Raw genomic sequence first — 22,206 nt, 5'->3', positions numbered from 1 at the left:
CGTGTCGCTGCTGAGCGGGATCAGGGAGCCGGCCGACCTCAGACGCCTGGAGGCGGCCGAACTCCCGCTGCTGGCCGAGGAGATCAGGGACTTCCTGATCGACGCCGTCACCAGGACCGGCGGTCACCTGGGCCCCAACCTCGGCGTGGTCGAACTCACCATCGCACTGCACCGGGTCTTCGACTCGCCCTACGACCGGATCCTCTGGGACACCGGTCACCAGACCTACGTGCACAAGCTGCTCACCGGCCGGCAGGACTTCTCCAGGCTGCGGGCCAGGGACGGTCTCTCCGGCTACCCCTCGCGCGCCGAGTCCGAGCACGACCTGATCGAGAACTCGCACGCCTCCACCGCGCTCGGCTACGCCGACGGCCTGGCCAAGGCCGACCAGCTGCTCGGCCGCACCGACCGCAGGACCGTCGCCGTGATCGGCGACGGCGCGCTCACCGGCGGCCTCGCCTGGGAAGCCCTCAACAACATCGCCGAGGCCCAGGACCGACCACTGGTGATCGTGGTCAACGACAACGAGCGCTCCTACGCCCGGACCGTCGGCGGCCTCGCCCACCACCTCGCCACGCTGCGCACCACCCAGGGGTACGAGCGGTTCCTGGCACTCGGCAAGGAGGCACTGCAGCGGACCCCGCTGGTCGGGCAGCCGATCTTCGACGCGCTGCACGGCGCCAAGAAGGGCTTCAAGGACGCGTTCGCGCCGCAGGGGCTCTTCGAGGACCTCGGACTGAAGTACCTCGGGCCGATCGACGGGCACGACATCGGCGCCGTCGAGCAGGCGCTGCGGCAGGCCAGGCACTTCGCCGGCCCGGTGATCGTGCACTGCCTCACCGTCAAGGGGCGCGGCTACCGGCCGGCCGAACTCGACGAGGCGGACCGGTTCCACGCCGTCAACCCCATCGACCCGTACACCTGCCTGCCGGTCTCGCCCTCGGCCGGGGTCTCCTGGACCTCCGTCTTCGGCGCGGAACTGCTCGCCCTCGGCGCCGAGCGGCCCGAGCTGGTCGCGATCACGGCGGCGATGCTCCAGCCGGTCGGACTGGCCAGGTTCGCGCAGGCGTACCCCGAGCGGACCTTCGACGTCGGTATCGCCGAGCAGCACGCGGTGGCCAGCGCCGCCGGGCTCGCCACCGGCGGGCTGCACCCGGTGGTCGCGGTGTACGCCACCTTCCTGAACCGGGCCTTCGACCAGGTGCTGATGGACGTCGCACTGCACCGGCTCGGCGTCACCTTCGTGCTGGACCGTGCGGGGGTCACCGGCAACGACGGTGCCTCGCACAACGGCATGTGGGACATGTCCGTGCTGCAGGTCGTCCCCGGTCTGCGGCTCGCCGCGCCGCGCGACGCCGCGCAGCTGCGGGCCCAGCTGCGCGAGGCCGTCGAGGTCGGGGACGCGCCGACCGTGCTGCGCTTCCCCAAGGGCGAGCTCGGCCCCGCGGTCCCGGCCGTGGAGCGGATCGGCGGGGTGGACGTGCTGGACCGTACCGCCGCAGAGCCGCAGATCCTGCTGGTCTCCGTCGGTGCGATGGCCCCGGCCTGCCTGGACGCCGCCGCACTGCTGCTCGCCGAGGGCTTCACCGCCACCGTGGTGGACCCGCGCTGGGTCAAGCCGGTGGACCCGGCCCTGCTCGAACTCGCCGCCGCGCACCGGCTGGTGGTCACCGTCGAGGACAACGGCCGGGCCGGCGGGGTGGGTTCGGCGGTCGCCCAGGCGCTGCGCGACGCCGGAGTGGACACCCCGCTGCGCGACCTGGGCATCCCGCAGGAGTTCCTGACCCACGCCGGGCGCGGCGAGCTCCTGGAGGAGATCGGCCTCAGCGGCACCGGGGTGGCCGCGCAGACCGCCGTCTTCGCCAAGCAACTGCTGCCGACCCGAGGAGCGAACGAGCACCATGCCGGCTGACCCCCTCGACCTCGCCGCGCTGATCGCCGAACGCGGTGGTGAGCGCTACGAGCTGCACGCCCGCTACCTCAACCCGCAGCTGCCCAGGATGCTGCACACGCTCGGCTTCGACCGCTACTACGAGCGCGCCGAGGGCCCGTACTTCTACGACGCCGAGGGCAACGAGTACCTCGACATGCTGGCCGGGTTCGGCATCTTCGCGCTCGGCCGCCACCACCCCGTGGTCCGCGCGGCCGTGCAGCAGGTGATGGACCTGGACCTGCCCGACCTCACCCGCTTCGACTGTCCGCCGCTGCCCGGACTGCTGGCCGAGCGACTGCTCTCGCACACGCCGGAGTTGGATCGGGTGTTCTTCGGGAACAGCGGGACGGAGGCGGTGGAGACCGCGCTCAAGTTCGCCCGCTGCGCGACCGGCCGGCCCCGGGTGCTGTACTGCGACCACGCCTTCCACGGCCTGACCGCGGGATCGCTCTCGGTCAACGGCGAGAGCGGGTTCCGCCGGGGGTTCGACCCGCTGCTGCCGGACACCGCGATCCCGCTCGGCGATCTCGGCGCGCTGGCACGGGAGTTGCGCAAGGGCGACGTCGCGGCACTGATCGTGGAACCGATCCAGGGCAAGGGGGTGCACGCCACTCCGCCCGGCTGGCTGCTCGCCGCCCAGCAACTGCTGCACGAGCACCGGGCGTTGCTGATCTGCGACGAGGTGCAGACCGGGATCGGCCGGACCGGCTCCTTCTTCGCGTACCAGGAGGAGGAGGGCGTCCGGCCCGACCTGGTCTGCGCCGCCAAGGCGCTCTCCGGCGGGTACGTTCCGATCGGGGCGACGCTGGGGAAGGGCTGGATCTTCGAGAAGGTGTACTCCTCGATGGACCGGGTGCTGGTGCACTCCGCCAGCTTCGGCTCCAACGGGCAGGCGATGGCCGCCGCGCTGGCCACCCTCCATGTGCTGCGGGAGGAGGAGGTGGTCGAGAACTCCCGCCGGGTCGGTGAGCTGTTCCGGACCAGACTGGCGGAGTTGGTCGACCGCTACGAGCTGCTGGCCGAGGTGCGGGGCCGGGGGCTGATGATCGGCATCGAGTTCGGGCGGCCCAGGTCGTTGAAGCTGCGCACCGGATGGACCGCGCTGCAGGCGGCCCGCAAGGGGCTGTTCGCGCAGATGGTGGTGGTGCCGCTGCTGCACCGGCACCGGATTCTCACCCAGGTGTCCGGTGACCATCTGGAGGTGATCAAGCTGATTCCGCCGCTGATCATCACCGAGCGGGAGGTGGACCGTTTCGTCGATGCGTTCACCGAGGTGATGGACGACGCCCACCGGGGCAGCGGTCTGATGTGGGACTTCGGCCGCACCCTGGTCAAGCAGGCGGTCGGCGGCCGGTAGCGGCCTGCCACCGCCGCGCACCCGGTGCGCGCAGACCCGTACTGTTCGGCAGCGCCCACCGGGGCGCTGCCGAGGAACGTCAGCGGGAGCCGCCGCCCGGGCAGATCGTGGTCTGGAGGGCGGTGAGGATCTTCTCCGCCTTGTCGGCGCCGAAGCCGTCCGGGTGCTTGGGCGAGGTGAAGCGCTGGTTGGTCAGGTCGATCAGCTTCGCCCTGTCCTTGGGGAAGTTGTAGATCGACTGGCACTGATCCCGGGCCCGGTCGACGGTCTTGTCGGGCTGTCCGGACACGATGTCCGGGTCGATCGCGTCCAGGGCCGCGACGAGCTTGGCCACACCCGAGGCGTCCGGCTTGGGCGGCAGGCCCGCACTGCTGGGCGGAGCGGGCTTGGCCGGCGCGGCCGAGCCGGACGGCTCCGGCTGCGCGGCCGAGGCGCCGGCGGCCGGGGCCGACGCGGAGGCCGCGCCGGACGCCGAGGGTGCGGCGGTGCTGGAGCCGCTGCTGCTGCAGCCGGTCAGCGCGATGGCTGCGACGGCGAGGGCGGGTGCCAGGGATCGGAAGCGCATCGCGCCAGGATGGCATGTGCGCGGCGGCCGCGTCCGAGGTTGTGACGATCTTGTGACCTGCCGTGCCAGGGCTGAGGGTCCGTCACAGCTCCGTCCGGCGGCGGCGGATCACCACCCAGAGGTCGATCGCCGCGAGCAGCGTCAGGACACCGCAGCAGACCGCGAAGAAGGTCAGCGTGCCGCTGCTGGGAGCGGCTTCGACGGGGGTCCGGGCTGCCCACACCGCGAAGGCGGCGGTGAGCAGCGCGAAGAACGGGGTGAAGGTGACGGACAGCAGGAAGCGCAGTTTGAGGTCGCTCCGGGCGGTGGCCGGTTCGGTGCCGCTGCGCCACTGCCGTGGGGTCTTCGCCGGACGCATTCCTGATCGCCTCCGCCCCGCCCGGCCAAAGTGGCCGGTCTAGGATTCCAGCGTACGTCCGTGGACCGTGGCGACGGTGGGGGGAACGGCAGTGGACGAGCGAGGCGAGTACGAGGAGTACCTGGGCCTGCCGGTGGCGGAGGCCGGGCGGCTGGCGGACGACCGGGGCTGGCGGATCGTCCGGGTGCTGGAGCCCGGGGAGATGATCACCTTGGAGTACCGGGAGGGCAGGCTCAACCTCGCCGCCCGGGACGGCGTGGTCGAACGCTGCTGGGAGGGCTGAGGGCTCGGCCCGCCCTCCGCGCCCAGGCGGTGGCGGTCGGCGACTGCCGGAGCGGAGCTACCGCGTGCCGCGCCAGAGGTCGGTGATCCGTTGGTCCGCCACCGCGATCAGGGGCTCGAACAGGGGCATCGCGAGCAGGACCAGCGCGCCAGCGGCCCAGCCGGCCAGCACGTCCGAGAACCAGTGGGTGCCCAGGTAGACGGTGGTCAGCCCGATCGAGACGGCGGTGAACGAGGCCAGCAGGGTGCCAGTGCGCCGCCAGCGCTCGGCGAGGTAGGCGAGCACGCCCCAGGTCACCACGGCGTTGGCGGTGTGCCCGGAGGGGAAGATGGTGCCGCCGGAGAAGAGTTCCGGTGAGCCCAGGTAGTGCGCGTAGTGCGGGCCGAGCCGGCCCGTCACGATCTTCACACCGCCGACCGTGATGTTGAGGAGCAGCAGCGCCACCCCCATCGCCAGCAGCGGACGCACCGTGCGGTGCCGGAAGCAGCGCCAGCCCAGCCAGGCGCAGGCGGCGATCGCGGAGGGCCCGCGCTGCCCGGCGATGATCCAGACGTTCAGCAGCGGCTGGACCTCGGGCCAGCGCTTGTAGGGTCTGAGTTGCTTGAGCGCCCAGTCGAGGTCGACGAGCTTGGTGTCCAGCACCACGGCGACCACGACCAGCAGGTAGGCGAGGCCGGTCAGGCCGAAGACGATCGCATGGCGGCGGCTCATCGGTGGCCACCCTGCCTCGGCGGATTCCCCGTCCACGGCGGGGTCGGTCCGGTGGCCGGACGGTTCGATATGAGCTTGCACGGCTTCGACATTACCCGCTCCACCTGGGCACTCTTGCCCAGCGCCAGCGGCCGCCACCCCGTAGTGACCAATCACTCCCGGCGCGCTCCCGTGCGCCCTCGGGGAGGGTTTGGACACGGCCGAACGCCCGCCTCCGCAGGGTGGGGGGCCTGCGGAGACGGGCGCCTTGGCCGCTGCCGGAGCCGGCAGGGCGTTCGGTGCTGCGGTCCGGACCAGGGGTTGACCAGCAGGTCAGGCGCAGTGGAACTTGGCAGCCGCCCAGTCGCCGTGGTCGCCGGTGCTGCTGCCCGCCGCGTCGACCCTGAGGTGGACCTGGTCGCTGGCGCCCAGCGGCACGGCGACCGGGAGGGCGGCCGACCGCCCGGTGAGAACCGGTGACGTCCACAGGGTGCGTCCGTCGGCCACCACCGAGAATGTCACCGAACCGTAGCCATCGATCTCGTCGTCGATCCCGACCACGGCGTCGAAGGACGAGCAGCGTCCACCGGTGACGATCTCGATGTCGGAGGCGGCGTGCACGCCGATCCCCTTCGGGTGGACGGTGCCGTCCAGGGTGATCGGGTGGCCGTCGGCGGGGCCGGTCTCGCCGTTGCTGCGGTCCCGCTCGGCCGGCCCCCAGCCGTTGACCGCGCTCGCCCAGGGCAGATCGCTCGCCCAGGCGTCACCGCTCGGTCCCGCCTGGCTGCCCACCGCGCTCGCACCGTCCAGGACCAGCCCGAAGCCGGCCGAGGTGGTGAGCGAGGCGGTCTTCACCCGGACCACGCCGCCGCGGTCGGCCGGGTCGTACCACCAACCCTGGGCGGCCCGGTCGAACGCGGCCTCGTCGGCCAGCTTCGGCAGTGCCCGCCCGCCGAGCGAGACCCGGGTCGGTGCGGTGCCGCTGTGCACCGTGAACAGGTACGGCCGGGTGGTCTGCTTCCCCGCGAAGTCGCCGCTGCTCGCCGAGACGTCGATCCGGACCTGGCCCGACCCGGTCGTCGGGGCGGTCACCCGGGCGGTCTGGGTGGCGTACTCGCCCTCACGGTGCCGGCGGGTGACCCCGTCGTCCTCGTAGAGGCTGAAGCTGCTGCGCCCCTGCGGGTAGACGTCCCAGGCGAGCGGGGAGTCGGCGGTGCGGTCCCGGTAGGAGCTGATGCCCGGCCACATCGGTATCGTGGCACCGGCCTTGACGAACAGCGGCAGGGTGTCGAGCGGCGCGCTGTACCCGTTGACGGTGGTCGGGCCCTGGTAGGTGCGGCCGGTCCAGTAGTCGACCCAGGTGCCCTTGGGCAGGTAGATGCCGTCCCGCACCGAGGTGTCGGAATAGACCGGGGCGACCAGGAAGTCCTGTCCGCTGAGGAATTCGTACTTGACCGCGTCGGTGGCCGTCACCGGGTCGTCCGGGTACTCCAGCGCCAGCGGCCGCACGGGTCCGACGCCGGTCCGGGTGGCCTCCGCCGCGTAGCTGTACATGTACGGCAGCAGCGACTCCTTGAGCTTCAGGTACTTGCGGTTGATGGAGGTGTAGGGCTCGCCGGAGCGGTACGGCTGCTTGTCGCTGGGCGCCCAGCCGTCCATCGACATGATGGCGGGCAGGAAGGACTTCCACTGCAGGTCGCGGGTGTAGGTCTGCGGGCTGCCACCGAAGATGCCGTCCACGTCGCCCGTGTTGTACGCCATGCCGGACATGGTGGATCCGGCGTAGGTCGGGATCTGCCAGCGGATGTAGTCCCAGCTGCCGGACTGGTCACCGCTCCACTGGACCCCGCAGCGCTGCGCGCCGGACCAGCTCTCGGGTGCCCAGGTGAAGCCGCGGGCGTCGCTGTTGTCCTCGATGCCCTGGTAGGCGGCCTTGCAGCCGTCGAGGGCGAACTTGTAGCCGTCGCCGACCCAGGCGACGTCCAGCTTGGCCACCCGCTGGCCGGCCCGGACCTGGTCGGCGAGCTGGCCGAGGCCGTTCTCGGTCCACAGGCCGAGCTGCATCTTGTGCTGCTGGAGACCCTGGGCGGTCTGCGCCAGGTTCTCGTAGCCGCAGCCGTAGCCGTCGTTGACCAGCATCCAGCCGTTGGGCATGTCGTTCTTCGCGTAGTCGTCGGCGATCTTCAGCGCGTCCAGGGTGTGCCGCTCGCCCCGGTTGGCGTTGTGCAGGTAGCAGTCCGAGTCGCCCATCTCCAGGCCGTAGACGGGCGGCAGGAAGGGCTTTCCGGTCAGCGAGGTGTACTGGCCGATCACGTCCTTGAGGCCGGTCCCGGCGAAGTAGTAGGCGTCGAAGCGCAGTTCCTGCTCGGTGGTGGTGACCGGGTCGTCGAAGGCGTAGGTGCCCGGGGCGTAGGTGTTGCGGTAGACGCCGTAGCCGGCCGAAGAGAGGTAGAACGGAACGGAGTTGGGGTGGCCGCCCTCGTTCCAGTTGTAGTCCACGCCGACCTGGACGGTCTTGCCCCGGTGGGAGAAGGAGCCGTTCTGCTCGCCGGCGCCGAAGTACTGCTCGCTCGCACCCCTGGCCAGGGTCTGGGTGGTGGCCTTGCCGTCCCAGGAGATCGGCTTGGTCTCCTCCCAGACCTTCGACCCGTCGGAGCGGTAGAGCGCGAAGCGCAGCGCCGCCTTGTAGGCCCGCAGGGTGACCTTTCCGGTGGACAGTTCGTAACGGTCGCCCGCGTCACGCCACTTGGTGGCGGGCGGGGCGCCCTGGGGGAGGACGACGTCCGAGCCGACCGGGTCGGTGAAGGGGCCGCCGGGTGAGAGCTCGATCCGGAAGACCTGGTCGGAGACGAAGCTGACCCGTGCCTTGGCGCCGCCCGCCGCGAAGGTGTAGACGGCGCCCTTCGCGGTGAACCCGGTGACGGCGCCGGCCGAGCCCGCTGCGACGGCGGGAGCCGACCCGCCGGCGCCGGTGGCCGTGCCGGTGCTCGTGCCGGCGGCGAGGGCAGGGGTGGCGGCGGTGCCGCCGAGGGAGAGGACGGCCGCAAGGGCCAGGACGACGGGACGGGCCCGTCGGGGCCGGGAGTGTTGCAAAGTTCTGCGCATATGAGCTCCTCATCATGCAAGAACGAACACTGATGAGCAGGTATAGCGCAAAGTGTTGTACTTGGCCACACCCCCGGACTGGCTGGAAACGCACTCAGGCCCCCGCGTTGAGGCGGGGGCCTGAGTGGGGTTCGGGTGCTCAGGGCATCAGGCGTTCGACCGCGGCGGCGCCGTACTTCTCCAGGTCCTGCCGGGCCTTCTCGATGAGCTCCGGGGTGGGGGTCCGGCCCGAGGCCATGACCAGGTCCTCCGGGTCCACCGGGTGCTCGGCACCGGTGTGGAGGAGGCGGTCCGGCGTCGGGCGGAAATCGCTGTCGGTGGGCTCGTTCGTCATCTGGTGCCTCCCGGGGATTGCGGGTTTCTGATCCCCGAGTCTCCTCCCACCGGGCCTCTCCCGCATCGCGAGCGGGTGGGGCCCGGTGGGAAGCGGTCAGTCGAGCGGGCCACCCGCGACGTAGATGACCTGGCCGGAGACGAAACCGGCGGCTTCGCCGGCCAGGAAGGAGATGGTGTTGGCGATGTCCTCGGGGACGCCGACCCGGTTGACCGGGATCTGGGAGGCGGCGGCCTGCTTGAACGCCTCGAACTCCATGCCGACCCGGGCGGCCGTGGCGGCCGTCATGTCGGTCGCGATGAAGCCGGGGGCGACCGCGTTGGCGGTGATGCCGAACTTGCCGAGCTCGATCGCCAGGGTCTTGGTGAAGCCCTGCAGGCCGGCCTTGGCCGCCGAGTAGTTGGCCTGGCCGCGGTTGCCCTGGGCCGAGGAGGAGGAGAGGTTGACGATCCGGCCGAATCCGGCGTCCACCATGTGCTTCTGGCAGGCCCGGGTCATCAGGAAGGCGCCCTTGAGGTGGACGTTCATCACGGTGTCCCAGTCCGACTCGGACATCTTGAACAGCAGGTTGTCACGGAGCACCCCGGCGTTGTTGACCAGCACCACCGGCGCGCCGAGCTCGGCGGCGATCAGCGCCACGGCCGCCTCCACCTGCTCGGCGTCCGAGACGTCCGCCCCGACGGCCAGTGCGGTGCCGCCCGCAGCGAGGATCCGGTCGACGGTGTCCTTGCCCGCGTCGGCCTCCAGGTCCACCACGGCCACCGCGTACCCGTCGGCGGCCAGGCGCTCTGCGGTCGCGGCACCGATGCCGCGGGCCGCACCGGTGACGACCGCGACCCGGCGGGTGCTGTTCTGCTCGGTCATGCTCGTACTCGTCTCTCTCGGTGGGGTGACGGACACGGCCGCTGCCGAGAGCGGCCCTTGCCCGGAAGAGTGGTGCGGAGGGCGCTGCGGCGCACACCCTACCGGCGGGTAGCCCTCCGGACCAGAGTGCAGAGTCGCAGGTGACGGAGGGTGAGGTCATACGGTGAAGATCAATCACTCAAACCGGTAGTTGTGACCACGACATGCTGCGGAAATATGCCAACTTCGACGAACAAGCGTCTACTCTTGGCCCCTGCCTGCCAGCGCGGGCCTACCGTTTGTATAGTGTGCGCCAGCAGCCACCGGCTGCACGGCTGGCGCGCCTACCCTCACAGCGGGACGCTCACTCGCCGTTACTGCCCCGCCCGGGTGTCCCACACACACCGGGTGTGACATCGGGACGGATTTCATGGTGCTGGGGGAGATCCCGACGACCCGTGTGACCGCGCGACTTCAGCAGTCGCCCGGCCACCTCATCCGCGTGGCCCAGCAGGTGCACACCCGCCTGTGGTCCGAGTACGTCGGTTCCGAGCTCACGGCTCCGCAGTTCGCGGTGCTGCTCGTGCTGGCACTCGAACCGGGAGCCGACCAGCGCACGGTCGGTGAGCGGGCCTCGCTCGACAAGGCCACGATGGCCGAAATGGTCGCCCGCCTGGTGCGGCGCGGCCTGGTGCTGCGCCGACGCGACCCGGCCGACGGCCGCCGCAAGCTGCTCGCGCTCTCGCAGAGCGGTGCGCAGGCGGTGCGCGAGGCCACCGGCGGAGTGGTTCGCGTCCAGCGGACGCTCTTCGAACCGCTCAGCCCCGAGGAGCAGATCGAGATCGTCCGGGTGATGGCGAAGATAGCCCGTCTGGAGCCGGCCGCCGTGGCGGTCATGACGGACGCCCGGCCGATGCTGGACGCCCAGCGGGCGATCGGTTACCTGATCCGGGTCAGCCAGCAGGTGCACACCAAGCTCTGGTCGGACAAGGTCGGCTCCGAGCTGACGGCTCCTCAGTACGCGGTGCTGGACGCGTTGGAGGCCGAGCCGGGCGCCGACCAGCGCACGGTCGGCGAGCTGGCCTCGCTGGACAAGGCGACCATGGCCGAGATGGTCAGCCGGCTGGTCCGGCGCGGTCTGGTGCTCCGCCGCCGCGACCCCTCGGACGGGCGGCGCAACCTGCTCTCGCTCTCGCCGGCCGGGCAGGACCTGCTGCACCGTTCGGCGGCCGCGGTGCGGGAGGTGCAGGAACTCCTGCTCTCCCCGCTGGAGCCGCACGAGCACGAGCCCGCCCTGGCGCTGATCGCGAAGGCCGGCAGGCTGTAACGATTCGCCAGGACATCGGTGGCAGTAACGATTCGGTGGCAGTAACGATTTGCCACCCGTGCCGAACAGTTCGAACAGCGCAGCGCGCGCGAGCACGACGACGTGACGAGCGGCCGGTCGTCCCGAAGCCGGGGCAGTGACCGGCCGTTCGTCTTCCGTCATCGCCGTCGGCCCTCGGCCGGGGACGTCAGTTCCAGTCGAACTCCTGCGGATCCGGGCCGAGGCGCTTGCCCGTCGCCACGCCGGCGATCGCGGTCAGGTCGTCGGCGTCCAGCTCGAAGCCGGTGACGTCGATGTTCTCCTTGATCCGCGACGGGGTGACCGACTTCGGGATCGCGATGACGCCGCTCTGCAGGTGCCAGCGCAGCACCACCTGGGCCACCGTGCGGCCGTGCTTCTCGGCGATCCGCACCAGGGCGGGCTCGGTGAGCAGGTCCTTGCCCTGGCCCAGCGGGCTCCAGGCCTCGGTCGCGATGCCGTGCTCGGCGTGGTACGCGCGCAGCTCCAGCTGCGGGAAGTGCGGGTGCAGCTCCACCTGGTTGAGCACCGGGACGACGGAGCTCTCCTGGCGCAGCGCGTCCAGCTGCCGGGGACCGAAGTTGGAGACGCCGACCGCCTTGACCCGGCCCTCGGCGGACAGCTTCTCGAACGCCTTCCAGATGTTGAGGAAGCTGCCGTGCATCGGGCGCGGCCAGTGGATCAGGTACAGGTCGAGGTAGTCGAGGCCGAGCTTGGCCAGCGACTCGTCGAAGGCGCGCAGCACGGCGTCCTGGCCCTGCTGGCCGGACCAGTCCCTGGTGCCCGAGTTCCACAGCTTGGTGGTGATGAACAGCTCCTCGCGCGGCACACCGGCCGCCGCGATCGCCTGACCGGTGCCGGCCTCGTTCTCGTAGATGGCGGCGGTGTCGATGCTGCGGTAGCCGGCCTCGATGGCGGTGCGGACGGCGGTCGCCGCCTCGGCGTCCGGCACCTGCCAGACGCCGAAGCCGAGCTGCGGGATCCGGACGCCGTTGTTCAGGGTGACGCTGGGGATGGTGCTCACTGGAAGGTGTGCCCTCCGGTCTGTCCAATAGTGCCGTTGGGGAGCAACCCCGGATTGGGCCGCGATGTTCCCGTTTTTCCAAGAATTGACCAAAATTGATGAACCAGGAGCCCAAGTGACGCTCCGTATCCCCACGACTGAGGGCTCGGGCCGGAAAACCTGTTGCGTACGTCACAGTGCGCCCGGCACGCTCGGTGCCCATGACGTCCTGATGACCAGCACCCCGCCGTCACCTCGTCCCGCCCTGGCCCGCGCACCGCGCCGGGCGGCCCCGCCGCGCCCAGGACCTGGGCCGCGTGCCCGAGCACCCTGCCCGTACCACCCCCCGTAACGGAGCGTCATGTCGCTCAAGTCCCTACCGATGCCGGACCCCGGCGTCCCCGATCTGAGTTCACCGCCCGCCTTCCTGCGCTGGATGCGGCGCAGCCAGCGGCGCGGGCAACTGCTCGCCACCTGCTGGGGAGTCCTGGAGCTCGCCTGTCAGGCGGCGCTGCCGCTGACGCTCGGCCTGGGCATCCAGGCCGCCGTGGGCGGCGACACCGCCGGGATCTGGCGGGCCGGCGCCCTCGCCCTCCTCCTCGCCGCACTGCAGTCCCTCGGCGGCGTCCTGCTGCACCGGCAGGCGGTGTGGAACTGGATCACCGCCGCCTCCCAGCTGCGCCAGCTGGTCGCCCGCCAGGCCTCCCGGCTCGGCGCCGGGCTGTCCCGGCGGATCGCCACCGGCGAGATCGTCGCGGTCAGCAACAGCGACGTGGAACGGATCGGCTGGTACGTCGAACTGACCGCCCGGGTGCGGGCCGCCGTCGTGGTCTGGCTCGGGCTCAGCGTGGTCGTCCTGTCCCGCAGACCGCTGCTCGGCCTCGCCGTCCTGCTCGGTGTGCCGGTCCTGGCGGCCTCGGTCTGGCCGCTGCTCGCGCCCCTGGAGCGCCGCTACGGTAAGCAGCGCGCCCTCGCGGGCAGGGCCACCGAGCTGGCCGCCGACACCGTCGCCGGCCTGCGGGTGCTGCGCGGGATCGGCGGCGAGGAGCTGTTCCTGGAGCGCTACCGCGTGGCCTCGCAGCAGGTCCGCGGCGCCGCCGTGCGCACCGCCCGGATCTGGTCGCTGATGCAGGCCCAACAGGTGTTGCTCCCGGGCCTGTTCGTGGTCGCCACCACCTGGTACGGGGCCGAGCTGGTGGTCCGGGGCCGGATCGGCGTCGGTGAACTGGTCGCGGTCTACGGGGCGATGGCCTTCCTGGCCTCCCCGCTGCGGATCCTCGGCGAGGCCGCACACGCCTGGAGCGTCGCCCGGGTCTCCGCGGAGCGGGCGACCCAGGTGCTCGCGCTGACCCGGACGGCCGGCGAGGAGGCCTTCACTGCCGCCCTCACCCGCCCCGAGCGCGCCGACCTGCACGACCCGGTCACCGGGCTGACCGCCCGCGCCGGCCGGATCACCGCAGTGGTCTGCGGCGATCCGGACGTCGCGGGGCACCTGGCCGGGCGGCTCGGCGGGCACCTGCCGCTGGCCGAGGATGAGCGGCCCGAGCCTTCCGTGCGGCTCGGCGGCACGCCGCTGGACGAGGTGCCGCTGGACGAGGTGCGGGCGGCCGTCCTGGTCCACGACAAGGAACCGGTGCTGCTCTCCGGCACCCTGGCCGAGCTGTTCGAGGTCCCCGCCTCCGGGCGCGTCACCGCGGCGCGGGCGCTCACCGCCGTCCGTGCCGAGGACGTGCTGGACGCCCTGGTCGACGGCTCGCCCGAGTGCGGGGGAGACCCGATGCGGGCCCGGATCACCGAGCGCGGGCGCTCGCTCTCCGGCGGGCAGCGCCAACGCCTCGCCCTGGCCCGCTCGTTGGTGGCGGACCCGGCGGTGCTGGTACTGGACGAGCCGACCAGCGCGGTGGACGCCCACACCGAGTCCAGGATCGCCGCCGGGCTGCGCGAACTGCGCGACGGGCGCACCACCGTGCTGTTCGCGACCAGTCCGCTGCTGCTGGACCGGGCGGACACCGTCCTGCTGGTCCACCAGGGCCGGGTCGCCGCCACCGGCTCGCACCGCGAACTCCTGCGCGGCTGCCCGCAGTACCGGGCCGTGGTCACCCGTGACACCGCCCCGGCGCCGTCGGGGCGGAGCGCGCCCGAGGCCGCGCAGGCGGCCGATCCGGCTGCGGCGCGGACCCACTCCGAGGAGAAGGTATGAAGCCCCCCGTCGTCCGGCAGCACGGACCGGCCGCCATGCTGCCCGTCGCCTCACCGGCCACCGTCCGTTCCTACATCCGGCTGCTGGCCCGGCGGCACCGCTCCGGCTTCGCCACGGTGATCGGCCTGCACGCCGTCGCCACCCTCGCCGGCCTGGTCGGTCCGTGGGTGCTGGGCTCGCTGGTGCAGGAGCTCAGCACGGGCACGACCGAAGGCCGGATCCTCGCCGGGATCGGCTGGTACCTGCTCGCGCTTCTCGTGCAGTCCGCGTTCATCGGCTGGTCCCGGCTGCGCGGCAGCGTGCTCGGCGAGGAGGTGCTGGCCGACCTGCGGGAGGACTTCCTGGTGCGCTCGGTCGCCCTGCCGCCCGGCGTACTGGAACGGGCGGGCACCGGCGACCTGGTCTCCCGGGGCACCACCGACATCGACCGGCTCGCCAAGTCGGTCCGCGAGGCGGTGCCCGAACTGGCCGTCGCCCTGGTCTCGGTGGCGCTGGTGCTCGGCGCCCTGCTGCTCACCTCACCGTTGCTCGCGGTCACCGCGATCATCGGGATGCCGCTGCTGCTGGCCACCTCCCGCTGGTACTTTCGCCGCGCTCCGCAGTCCTACCGCTGTGAGTCGGCCGGGTACGCGGCGGTGAACACCGTGCTTGCCGAGACGGTGGACGCCGGCCGTACGGTCGAGGCGCTGCGCCTGGGCGCGGAGCGGATCGAGCTGACGGACCGCCGGATCGGCGAGTGGCTGGACTGGGAGCGCTACACCCTGTGGCTGCGCACCATGTGGTTCCCGAGCGTGGACGCCACCTACGCGCTGGCGCTCCTGGCCACCCTCACCTTGGGCGGGGTCTACGCCGTGCAGGGCTGGATCGGCATCGGCCAGCTGACCGCCGGGGTGCTCTACGCCCAGGCGCTGACCAACCCGGTCGACCTGATCCTGCGCTGGTACGACGAACTCCAGGTCGGCCAGGCCTCGTTGGCCCGGCTGGTCGGGGTCCGTGAGGTGGTGGACCCGGAGACGGACGAGCACGTGCATCCGGCCGGCCGCCAGGTCTCGGCGGCCGGGGTCCGGTTCGGCTACCGCGAGGGGGCCGACGTGCTGCACGGCATCAGCCTGGAGGTGACGCCCGGCAGCCGGGTCGCGCTGGTCGGGCCGTCCGGCGCGGGGAAGTCGACGCTGGGACGTCTGCTCGCGGGGATCTACGCTCCGGGCCGGGGGAGTGTGACCCTCGGCGGTGCGTCGTTGGCCAGGATGCCCGCCGAGCGGATCCGGGCCCAGGTCGCACTGGTCAACCAGGAGCACCACGTGTTCGTCGGCACGCTGCGGGACAACCTGCGGCTGGCCCGCGCCCAGGCGGACGACGCCGAGTTGCACGCCGCGCTGGCGGCGGTGGACGCGCAGGGCTGGGTGGCCGCGCTGCCGGAGGGCCTGGACACCGAGGTCGGCTCCGGCGGGACGGGGCTGACGCCGCCGCAGGCCCAGCAGTTGGCGCTGGCCCGGCTGGTCCTGGCCGACCCGCACACCCTGGTGCTGGACGAGGCCACCTCGCTGCTGGACCCGCGCGCGGCGCGGCACCTGGAGCGTTCGCTCTCCCGGGTGCTGGAGGGCCGTACGGTGATCGCCATCGCCCACCGGCTGCACACGGCGCACGACGCGGATGTGATCGCGGTGGTCGAGCAGGGACGGATCAGCGAGTACGGCAGCCACCCCGAGCTGGTGGCCGCGGGCGGGCCGTACGCGGCGCTCTGGCGCTCCTGGCGGGACGAGGGGTGATGCCGGCGGGCCCGCCCGGACGTCGGCGGGTCCCGCGTCCCGGGCCCGGTCGGCCCGGGGCGCGCTGCACCCGGCTGGGTGTACGGGGTGGGCCAGCCGGGGTAGCGCGGGCGGCGTGCGCTGCGGTGCGGTGCGGTCGCGGCGCAGACTGCCTCTGTGGCCAAGACTTCAGGCGGTTCCCCGTCCTCCGGCGGCAAGGGCAGGGGCGAGATCGCGGGTATCCCGACCAGGGTGATCGCGATCGGCGTGATCGTGATCCTGGCGATCTGGTTCCTGTTCGCCAACCTGGAGAAGGTGAGGATCCAGTTCTGGGTGTTCACCGTGACCGCCCCGCTCTGGATCGCCCTGCTGGCGACCCTGGTCGCCGGTGGCGCCCTCGGCTGGCTGGCCAAGGGGCGACGCGACAAGTGACCCTCCCCCAGGCAGGCCTCGGCGCCGGGAGGGTTCCCGCACCGTGAGCACCGCAGGTTTCACCCCGCTGATCGAGCTGGCCGGTGTCAACAAGCACTACGGCAGGCTGCACGTCCTGCAGGACATCCACCTCACCGTCGGACGCGGTGAGGTGGTCGTGGTGATCGGCCCGTCCGGCTCCGGGAAGTCGACGCTCTGCCGGGCGATCAACCGGCTGGAGCCGGTGGAGTCCGGCACCATCACCATCGACGGTGTCCCGCTGCCCGAGGAGGGCAAGGGCCTGGCCAGGCTGCGGGCCGAGGTCGGGATGGTCTTCCAGTCCTTCAACCTCTTCGCCCACAAGACCGTGCTGGAGAACGTGACGCTGGCCCAGCTGAAGGTCCGCAAGCGGACCAGGTCCGAGGCCGACCGGAAGGCCCGTGACCTGCTGGAGCGGGTCGGTCTGGCCGCGCAGGCGGACAAGTACCCGGCGCAGCTCTCCGGCGGTCAGCAGCAGCGGGTGGCGATCGCCAGGGCGTTGGCGATGGACCCGAAGGCGCTGCTGTTCGACGAGCCCACCTCGGCCCTCGACCCCGAGATGATCAACGAGGTGCTCGACGTGATGCGGGGCCTGGCGCGCGAGGGGATGACGATGGTGGTCGTCACCCACGAGATGGGCTTCGCGCGGGCCTCCGCCAACCGGGTCGTCTTCATGGCCGACGGCCGGATCCTGGAGGACCGTACGCCGGAGGAGTTCTTCAGCGCGCCGAACACCGAACGGGCGAGGGACTTCCTCTCCAAGATCCTGAAGCACTGAGGGGCGCCGGGTGAAGCGTCCTCCGCTGCTCATCGTCCTCCTCGTGCTGCTCACCGCGTGCGGCAGGCCCGGCACCCCGCCGCCGAAGGGCCCCCAGGCGAGTGCGCTTCCCACCTACCAGGTGCAGAACGCGTCGGAGATCCAGGGCTCGCCCACCCTCGACCGGGCGCGGGCCCGGGGGAGGCTGGTGATCGGGGTCAAGGAGGACCAGCCCTACCTGGGCCAGAAGAACCCCGCCACCGGGCAATACTCCGGCTTCGACATCGAGATCGCCAGGATGGTCGCCGCCGATCTCGGCTTCGGCCCCGACCGGATCGAGTTCAAGACCATCGCCTCGGCGAACCGCGAGACCTCGCTGCAGAACGGCCAGATCGACTTCTACGTCGGCACCTACACCATCAACGACAACCGCAAGAAGCTGGTCGGCTTCGCCGGGCCGTACTTCATCGCCGGGCAGGGCCTGCTGGTCCGCAAGAACGACAACAGCATCCACGGGCCGCAGGACCTGGCGGGCAAGAAGGTCTGCTCGGCCGCCGGTTCGACGCCGTACCAGCGGATCCAGCGGGACTACCCCGAGGCGCACCTGATCGGGTACGACACCTACTCCGCCTGTGTCGACAACCTGATCACCGGCCAGGTCGACGCGGTGACCACCGACAACGCCATCCTGCAGGGGTACGCCGCCAAGGCCCCGGACGAGTTGAAGATCGCCGGGCAGCCGTTCTCCACCGAGCCGTACGGCATCGGCACCCCGAAGGAGGACCGGGTGCTCCGGCTGGCCATCGACGACGCGCTCGCGCGGCACGAGCGGAACGGCGACTGGAAGCGGGCGTACGACGCCACGCTCGGGCTGTCCGGGGTGCCCGCGCCGACGCCGCCGCCGATCGACCGGTACTGAGGAGGGCCGGACCGGTATGAAAGTCCTGACCGACAATCTCCCGACCTACTGGCACGGTTTCCTCGGCACGCTCGAACTCACCGTGATCAGCGGTGTGCTGGCGTTGCTGCTGGGCGTGCTGATGGCCGGCTTCCGGGTCTCGCCGGTGCGGCCGCTGCGGGCGTTCGGCACCGGCTGGGTGACCGTGCTGCGCAACACCCCGCTGACGCTGCTGTTCTTCGTGGTGGTGCTGGGGCTGCCGAGGTTCGACATCGTGCTGCCGTTCTTCACCTTCGCCGTGCTGGCGCTCGGCTGCTACACCTCGGCCTTCGTCTGCGAGGCGCTGCGCTCGGGCATCAACACCGTTCCTGCCGGGCAGGGGGAGGCGGCCCGCAGCCTGGGGATGTCCTTCGGCCAGACGCTGGGCGTGGTGGTGATGCCGCAGGCGTACCGCTCGGTGGTGGCACCGATCGGCAGCGTGATGATCGCGCTGGCGAAGAACAGCGCGATCGCGGGTTCGTTCAGCGTGACCGAACTGCTCGGGACCTACCGCACCCTCAACGAGCTCGGCTACAGCATCATCTGGACGTTCCTCTGGATCGCGGTCGGCTATCTGGTCATCACCCTGGCGATCAGCGCCCTCTTCAACATCCTCGAAGGACGGGTGGCGACTTCGCGATGACCACCGGCTCCGCGCTCTACGACGTCCCCGGCCCCAGGGCACTCGCCCGGCACCGGCTCTACGGCGGTGTCGCGCTGCTGCTGATCGCCGCGCTGATCGGCTGGGTGGTGTACATGCTGTTCCACACCCACCAGTTCACGTACCAGAAGTGGAGACCCTTCGAGTACCGGGGAGTCCAGGACCTGCTGCTGCGCGGCCTCGGCAACACCCTGACCGCCTTCGCCTGGACGGTCGTCCTCGCGCTGCCGTTCGGCGCGCTGTTCGCCGCCGGGCGGCTCTCCGACCACCGGGCGGTGCGCTGGTTCTCCACGCTGGTGGTCGAGTTCTTCCGGGCCATGCCGCTGCTGGTGATGATCTTCTTCATCTTCGTCGCCATGAAGGTGCAGCCGCTCTGGGCGCTGGTCGCCGGACTGACCCTCTACAACGGGTCGGTCCTCGCCGAGGTCTTCCGCGCGGGCGTGCTCGCCGTGCCCGGGGGGCAGCGCGAGGCGGCCTTCGCACTCGGGATGCGCAAGACCCAGGTGATGACGTTCGTCCTGGTGCCGCAGGCCAACCGGGCCATGCTGCCGACCATCATCAGCCAGCTGGTGGTGGCGCTCAAGGACACCTCGCTCGGCTTCCTGATCACCTTCGAGGAGTTCCTGCACGCCGGGAAGCTGATCGCCACCAACCTCGACTACGACCTCCCGTTCATCCCGGTCGTGATGGTCATCACGCCCGTCTACATCGGCATGTGTCTGCTGCTCTCCTGGTCGGCCCGGTGGGTCGAGCGGCGCAGCCGACGCAGCCCCAAGGCCAGGGGCGGCGCCCCGATCGCCGAGGCGGGAGTGGTGATGGGACTGCCGCCGGAGGCCCAGCAGTAGCCCCGGGGCGGTCGGACATCAAAGCGAAGGCTGGGGTATTGCCGAAGCGCATCCAAAATTTGCTTATGATTCAGAGGTGTTCGACTCACGGCACATCAAGACCTTCCACGAGGTCGTCAGCACCGGCTCCTACTCCGCCGCCGCCCGCGCCCTCGGCTACACCCAACCCGCCATCACCCAGCAGATGAAGGCGCTGGAGCGCGACGTCGGTGTCCCGCTGTTCACCCGCGCCGGGCGCGGGCTGCGGCTCACCGAGGCCGGCGAGGCCCTCTCCCGGCATGCCCGGACCATCCTCGCCAGCATGGACGCCGCCCAGCAGCAGCTCGGCGCACTCGCCCGGCTGCGCGCCGGACGCGTCCGGGTCTGCGCCTTCCCGAGCGCCAACGCGACCCTGATTCCCGAGGCGATGGCCCGGCTGCTCACCGAGCACCCTGGCGTCCGGGTGGAGCTGCTGGAGGCCGAGCCGCCCGAGTCCGTCCAGCGCCTGCTGCGCGGCGAGTGCGACATCGCGCTCTCCTTCAGCTACCCGGGATCGCGTGCCGAGACCCCGCCCGAGCTGGTCGAAGTCCCGTTGATGGAGGACCAGCTGACCCTGCTGCTGCCGGTCGGCCACCAGCTCGCCAGGCGGCACGCCGTACGGCTGGCCGACCTCGGCGGCGAGCGGTGGATCGCCGGGTGCCCACGCTGCCGGGCCAACCTGCTCCAGGTCTGCGCCGACGAGGGCTTCGCCCCCGACGTGGTCTTCACCACCGACGACAACCTGGCCGTGCAGAGCCTGGTCGCCGCCGGGGTCGGGATAGCCCTGATGCCCGCGCTCGTCCTCTCCTTCATGTGCCACCGCAAGGTCACCGGCCGCCTGGTCGAACCGCACCTGCGCCGCAAGGTCTCCGCGTACCTGCTGCGCGAACACCAGCGGATCCCGGCCACCGCCCTGGTGCTGGACGAGCTGCGCAGGGCGGGGGCCTCGCGGGTCGGCTGCTGACGTAGCGGAGGGACCGTGTCGGGTCGGGTGGTCCGGTCGGGTCGACCCATAAGCGGATGTTGGCATATCGTCAACGAACTGTCGTTGGACGTGATGGCCGGATCGGGCCGAGGCTCCAGGTATGACAACTTCCGCCACCGTAACCGCCGACCGGTGTACGGAGCGCATGCACCGCCTGATCGGTGCACTGCGCGAGGTCGTCGACCGCGGCCTCCCCCCGGACCTGACCGCCTACCTGGTCGGCGAGCAGCTCGCCCCCCACCTCGGCGCCGCCGACCTGCTCACCGCGGACCAGCAGGTCGGCGACCCCGACCGCTACCGCCAGCACCTGATCCACGCCGAGACCGACGGCAGTTTCTCGCTGGTCGCCCTGGTCTGGCTGCCCGGCCAGCACACCTCCATCCACGACCACGTCTCCTGGTGCGCCACCGGCGTCCACCGGGGCGTGGAGAGCGAACGGCGCTTCCGGCTGGTCTCCGACGGCCGGGCCGGCCGACTGGTCGCCACCGAGGACGTCACCAACCCGGTCGGCGCGGTCTGCGGATTCGCCCCGCCCGGCGACATCCACCGGGTGCAGAACTGCGGCACGGACACCGCCATCTCCCTGCACGTCTACGGCGCGGACATCTCACGGCTCGGCAGCAGCGTCCGCCGGGTCTACCGCCTGCCCGCAGACGAGCGGTGAGCGGACCTGTGGCACTGACCCTCCGTACCGTCGTACGTCCCACCGCACAACCCGCCTCCGGGCCGGCGTTCCGGCGCAACGGCCCGGGGCTGGGACTCGCAGCGCTCGGCGTGGCCGCCGCCTGGGCCGTGCACTCGCTGGTCCCCGCGATCCCCCGACTGACCGCCGCCGTGGTGCTCGGCGTGGCCGTCGCGCACATCCCCTGGCTGCGCCCGCTGGTCAGGGGCGCAGCCAGAGCAGGACTCTCGCTCGCCGGGAAACGGCTGATGCGGGTCGGGATCGTCCTGCTCGGCCTCAAGCTCAGCCTCGGTGACGTCCTCGGCCTCGGCTGGGCCACCGTCGCCATGGTGCTCGCCGTGGTCACCGCGACCTTCTTCGGCACGCTCTGGCTCGGCCGGCGGCTCGGACTGCGCGGCGACCAGCCGCTGCTGATCGCCACCGGCTACTCGATCTGCGGCGCCTCGGCGATCGGTGCCGTCAGCCAGGTCGCGGAGAGCGACGAGGAGGACGTCGCCACCTCGGTGGCACTGGTCACCCTCTGCGGAACCCTCGCGATCGCCGTACTCCCGCTGCTGCAGCAGCCGTTGGGGCTCGGGGGAGTCGAGTTCGGGCGCTGGGTCGGCGCGAGCGTGCACGACGTCGGGCAGGTGGTCGCCACCGCGCAGACCGGTGGGGCGGACGCGCTGCGCGAAGCCGTACTGGTCAAGCTGATGCGAGTGGTGCTGCTGGCCCCGCTGACGGCCGGAGTCGCCCTGGCCGTCGTCCGGCGTCGGCGCTCGGGCCGCACGGAGGACGCCCCGAGCGGTGCCAAGCGGCCGCCGCTGGTCCCGCTGTTCGTGCTCGGCTTCCTCGCGATGATCGTGCTGCGCACGGTGGTGACCGTTCCGGCGGAGGTGCTGACGCTGGCTCAGAACGGGCAGGAACTGCTGCTCGCGGCGGCCCTGTTCGGCCTCGGCAGCGCCGTCCACCTGCCCACTCTGGCGCGGACCGGTGGACGGGTCGCGGCACTCGGGCTGGCCTCCTGGGTGGTGGTCGCGGGCGTTTCGTACGCCGGCGTGCTGCTCACCACCTGAGCGGTGCTTCGGTGACCGCCCGGGCGGCGGCTTCGGTGGGTGATCGTCCGGG

21 protein-coding genes are annotated in these 22,206 nt (G+C 71.6%); 14 read left to right on the top strand and 7 right to left on the bottom strand.

Features of this window, described 5'->3' with window-relative positions; genetic code table 11:
• The first annotated feature begins 1 nt into the window (after position 1).
• Both dxs and ACFC1R_RS19850 read left to right on the top strand, forming a co-directional pair.
• Positions 2-1,912, top strand: a complete 1,911-nt coding sequence (gene dxs / locus ACFC1R_RS19855; protein WP_375940276.1) for a 1-deoxy-D-xylulose-5-phosphate synthase — start codon at positions 2-4, stop codon at positions 1,910-1,912.
• Positions 1,902-3,290, top strand: coding sequence for an aspartate aminotransferase family protein (locus tag ACFC1R_RS19850; RefSeq protein WP_375940274.1), 1,389 nt, complete (start codon positions 1,902-1,904; stop codon positions 3,288-3,290). Before dxs ends, ACFC1R_RS19850 begins: the two co-directional genes overlap by 11 nt.
• 79 nt (positions 3,291-3,369) lie before the next feature.
• Here the strand turns inward: ACFC1R_RS19850 and ACFC1R_RS19845 are convergent, their stop codons facing one another.
• Both ACFC1R_RS19845 and ACFC1R_RS19840 read right to left on the bottom strand, forming a co-directional pair.
• Positions 3,370-3,855, bottom strand: coding sequence for a hypothetical protein (locus ACFC1R_RS19845; protein WP_375940272.1), 486 nt, complete (start codon positions 3,853-3,855; stop codon positions 3,370-3,372).
• 82 nt (positions 3,856-3,937) lie between these two features.
• Positions 3,938-4,213 (bottom strand): DUF6343 family protein, encoded by a 276-nt coding sequence (locus tag ACFC1R_RS19840; RefSeq protein ID WP_375940270.1) that lies wholly within the window; start codon positions 4,211-4,213, stop codon positions 3,938-3,940.
• A gap of 91 nt (positions 4,214-4,304) precedes the next feature.
• Here ACFC1R_RS19840 and ACFC1R_RS19835 point away from each other — a divergent pair, with 91 nt between their 5' ends.
• Positions 4,305-4,496 carry an I78 family peptidase inhibitor gene (locus ACFC1R_RS19835; RefSeq protein ID WP_375940268.1) on the top strand — a complete coding sequence of 64 codons (192 nt, stop codon included), beginning with the start codon at positions 4,305-4,307 and terminating at the stop codon, positions 4,494-4,496.
• A 57-nt stretch (positions 4,497-4,553) separates the two neighbouring features.
• Here the strand turns inward: ACFC1R_RS19835 and ACFC1R_RS19830 are convergent, their stop codons facing one another.
• From ACFC1R_RS19830 to fabG, 4 genes are all read right to left on the bottom strand, one after another.
• The gene (locus ACFC1R_RS19830; protein ID WP_375940266.1) at positions 4,554-5,207 is read right to left on the bottom strand and encodes a phosphatase PAP2 family protein; all 654 of its coding nucleotides are present in this window, start codon (positions 5,205-5,207) and stop codon (positions 4,554-4,556) included.
• A gap of 312 nt (positions 5,208-5,519) precedes the next feature.
• A complete protein-coding gene (locus tag ACFC1R_RS19825; RefSeq protein ID WP_375940264.1) occupies positions 5,520-8,291 on the bottom strand; it encodes an NPCBM/NEW2 domain-containing protein in 2,772 nt (923 codons plus the stop codon).
• Between the two features lie 139 nt (positions 8,292-8,430).
• Entirely contained in the window at positions 8,431-8,625 is a 195-nt protein-coding gene (locus ACFC1R_RS19820) for a hypothetical protein (protein WP_375940262.1), read from the bottom strand.
• A gap of 96 nt (positions 8,626-8,721) precedes the next feature.
• The gene (gene fabG, locus ACFC1R_RS19815) at positions 8,722-9,489 is read right to left on the bottom strand and encodes a 3-oxoacyl-ACP reductase FabG (protein ID WP_375940260.1); all 768 of its coding nucleotides are present in this window, start codon (positions 9,487-9,489) and stop codon (positions 8,722-8,724) included.
• A gap of 409 nt (positions 9,490-9,898) precedes the next feature.
• On the opposite strand from fabG, the gene ACFC1R_RS19810 reads away from it, so the two are divergent.
• Complete coding sequence (locus tag ACFC1R_RS19810) at positions 9,899-10,795, top strand: MarR family winged helix-turn-helix transcriptional regulator (RefSeq protein WP_375940258.1); 897 nt, start codon at positions 9,899-9,901, stop codon at positions 10,793-10,795.
• 187 nt (positions 10,796-10,982) lie between these two features.
• Here ACFC1R_RS19810 and ACFC1R_RS19805 read toward each other — a convergent pair whose 3' ends face one another.
• The gene (locus ACFC1R_RS19805; protein WP_375940257.1) at positions 10,983-11,837 is read right to left on the bottom strand and encodes an aldo/keto reductase; all 855 of its coding nucleotides are present in this window, start codon (positions 11,835-11,837) and stop codon (positions 10,983-10,985) included.
• 340 nt (positions 11,838-12,177) lie between these two features.
• Between ACFC1R_RS19805 and ACFC1R_RS19800 the strand changes: the two genes are divergently transcribed.
• The 10 genes from ACFC1R_RS19800 (at position 12,178) to ACFC1R_RS19755 (ending at position 22,154) form a co-directional block, all read left to right on the top strand.
• On the top strand, positions 12,178-14,016 hold the full coding sequence (locus ACFC1R_RS19800; protein WP_375940255.1) for an ABC transporter transmembrane domain-containing protein: 1,839 nt from the start codon (positions 12,178-12,180) through the stop codon (positions 14,014-14,016).
• Positions 14,013-15,785, top strand: coding sequence for an ABC transporter ATP-binding protein (locus ACFC1R_RS19795; RefSeq protein ID WP_375940253.1), 1,773 nt, complete (start codon positions 14,013-14,015; stop codon positions 15,783-15,785). Before ACFC1R_RS19800 ends, ACFC1R_RS19795 begins: the two co-directional genes overlap by 4 nt.
• A 156-nt stretch (positions 15,786-15,941) precedes the next feature.
• Positions 15,942-16,196, top strand: coding sequence for a LapA family protein (locus tag ACFC1R_RS19790; protein ID WP_375940251.1), 255 nt, complete (start codon positions 15,942-15,944; stop codon positions 16,194-16,196).
• A 43-nt stretch (positions 16,197-16,239) separates the two neighbouring features.
• Positions 16,240-16,992 (top strand): amino acid ABC transporter ATP-binding protein, encoded by a 753-nt coding sequence (locus ACFC1R_RS19785; RefSeq protein WP_375940249.1) that lies wholly within the window; start codon positions 16,240-16,242, stop codon positions 16,990-16,992.
• 10 nt (positions 16,993-17,002) lie between these two features.
• Positions 17,003-17,890 (top strand): glutamate ABC transporter substrate-binding protein, encoded by an 888-nt coding sequence (locus ACFC1R_RS19780; protein ID WP_375940247.1) that lies wholly within the window; start codon positions 17,003-17,005, stop codon positions 17,888-17,890.
• Positions 17,891-17,906: 16 nt separating this feature from the next.
• Positions 17,907-18,551, top strand: coding sequence for an amino acid ABC transporter permease (locus ACFC1R_RS19775; protein WP_375940245.1), 645 nt, complete (start codon positions 17,907-17,909; stop codon positions 18,549-18,551).
• The gene (locus ACFC1R_RS19770; RefSeq protein ID WP_375940243.1) at positions 18,548-19,414 is read left to right on the top strand and encodes an amino acid ABC transporter permease; all 867 of its coding nucleotides are present in this window, start codon (positions 18,548-18,550) and stop codon (positions 19,412-19,414) included. The genes ACFC1R_RS19775 and ACFC1R_RS19770 overlap by 4 nt, the downstream gene beginning before the upstream one ends.
• Before the next feature lie 76 nt (positions 19,415-19,490).
• Entirely contained in the window at positions 19,491-20,396 is a 906-nt protein-coding gene (locus tag ACFC1R_RS19765) for a LysR family transcriptional regulator (protein WP_375940241.1), read from the top strand.
• A 121-nt stretch (positions 20,397-20,517) separates the two neighbouring features.
• The gene (locus ACFC1R_RS19760; protein ID WP_375940239.1) at positions 20,518-21,081 is read left to right on the top strand and encodes a cysteine dioxygenase; all 564 of its coding nucleotides are present in this window, start codon (positions 20,518-20,520) and stop codon (positions 21,079-21,081) included.
• Positions 21,082-21,089: 8 nt separating this feature from the next.
• Positions 21,090-22,154, top strand: a complete 1,065-nt coding sequence (locus ACFC1R_RS19755; protein WP_375940237.1) for a YeiH family protein — start codon at positions 21,090-21,092, stop codon at positions 22,152-22,154.
• Positions 22,155-22,206 lie beyond the last annotated feature (52 nt).

Source organism: Kitasatospora sp. NPDC056138, assembly GCF_042264695.1.
Lineage (GTDB): Bacteria > Actinomycetota > Actinomycetes > Streptomycetales > Streptomycetaceae > Kitasatospora.
Note: the sequence above shows the minus strand (reverse complement) of the source record. Positions and strands in the feature narration are given on the sequence as shown.

What these genes read in the sequence shown, in the direction of transcription:
- ACFC1R_RS19820 (WP_375940262.1), bottom strand. Translation starts at nt 8,625, where the DNA reads ATGACGAACGAGCCCACCGACAGCGATTTCCGCCCGACGCCGGACCGC.
- ACFC1R_RS19770 (WP_375940243.1), top strand. Translation starts at nt 18,548, where the DNA reads ATGACCACCGGCTCCGCGCTCTACGACGTCCCCGGCCCCAGGGCACTC.
- ACFC1R_RS19810 (WP_375940258.1), top strand. Translation starts at nt 9,899, where the DNA reads ATGGTGCTGGGGGAGATCCCGACGACCCGTGTGACCGCGCGACTTCAG.
- ACFC1R_RS19825 (WP_375940264.1), bottom strand. Translation starts at nt 8,291, where the DNA reads ATGCGCAGAACTTTGCAACACTCCCGGCCCCGACGGGCCCGTCCCGTC.
- ACFC1R_RS19845 (WP_375940272.1), bottom strand. Translation starts at nt 3,855, where the DNA reads ATGCGCTTCCGATCCCTGGCACCCGCCCTCGCCGTCGCAGCCATCGCG.
- fabG (WP_375940260.1), bottom strand. Translation starts at nt 9,489, where the DNA reads ATGACCGAGCAGAACAGCACCCGCCGGGTCGCGGTCGTCACCGGTGCG.
- ACFC1R_RS19800 (WP_375940255.1), top strand. Translation starts at nt 12,178, where the DNA reads ATGTCGCTCAAGTCCCTACCGATGCCGGACCCCGGCGTCCCCGATCTG.
- ACFC1R_RS19850 (WP_375940274.1), top strand. Translation starts at nt 1,902, where the DNA reads ATGCCGGCTGACCCCCTCGACCTCGCCGCGCTGATCGCCGAACGCGGT.
- ACFC1R_RS19840 (WP_375940270.1), bottom strand. Translation starts at nt 4,213, where the DNA reads ATGCGTCCGGCGAAGACCCCACGGCAGTGGCGCAGCGGCACCGAACCG.
- ACFC1R_RS19760 (WP_375940239.1), top strand. Translation starts at nt 20,518, where the DNA reads ATGACAACTTCCGCCACCGTAACCGCCGACCGGTGTACGGAGCGCATG.
- ACFC1R_RS19795 (WP_375940253.1), top strand. Translation starts at nt 14,013, where the DNA reads ATGAAGCCCCCCGTCGTCCGGCAGCACGGACCGGCCGCCATGCTGCCC.
- ACFC1R_RS19830 (WP_375940266.1), bottom strand. Translation starts at nt 5,207, where the DNA reads ATGAGCCGCCGCCATGCGATCGTCTTCGGCCTGACCGGCCTCGCCTAC.
- ACFC1R_RS19775 (WP_375940245.1), top strand. Translation starts at nt 17,907, where the DNA reads ATGAAAGTCCTGACCGACAATCTCCCGACCTACTGGCACGGTTTCCTC.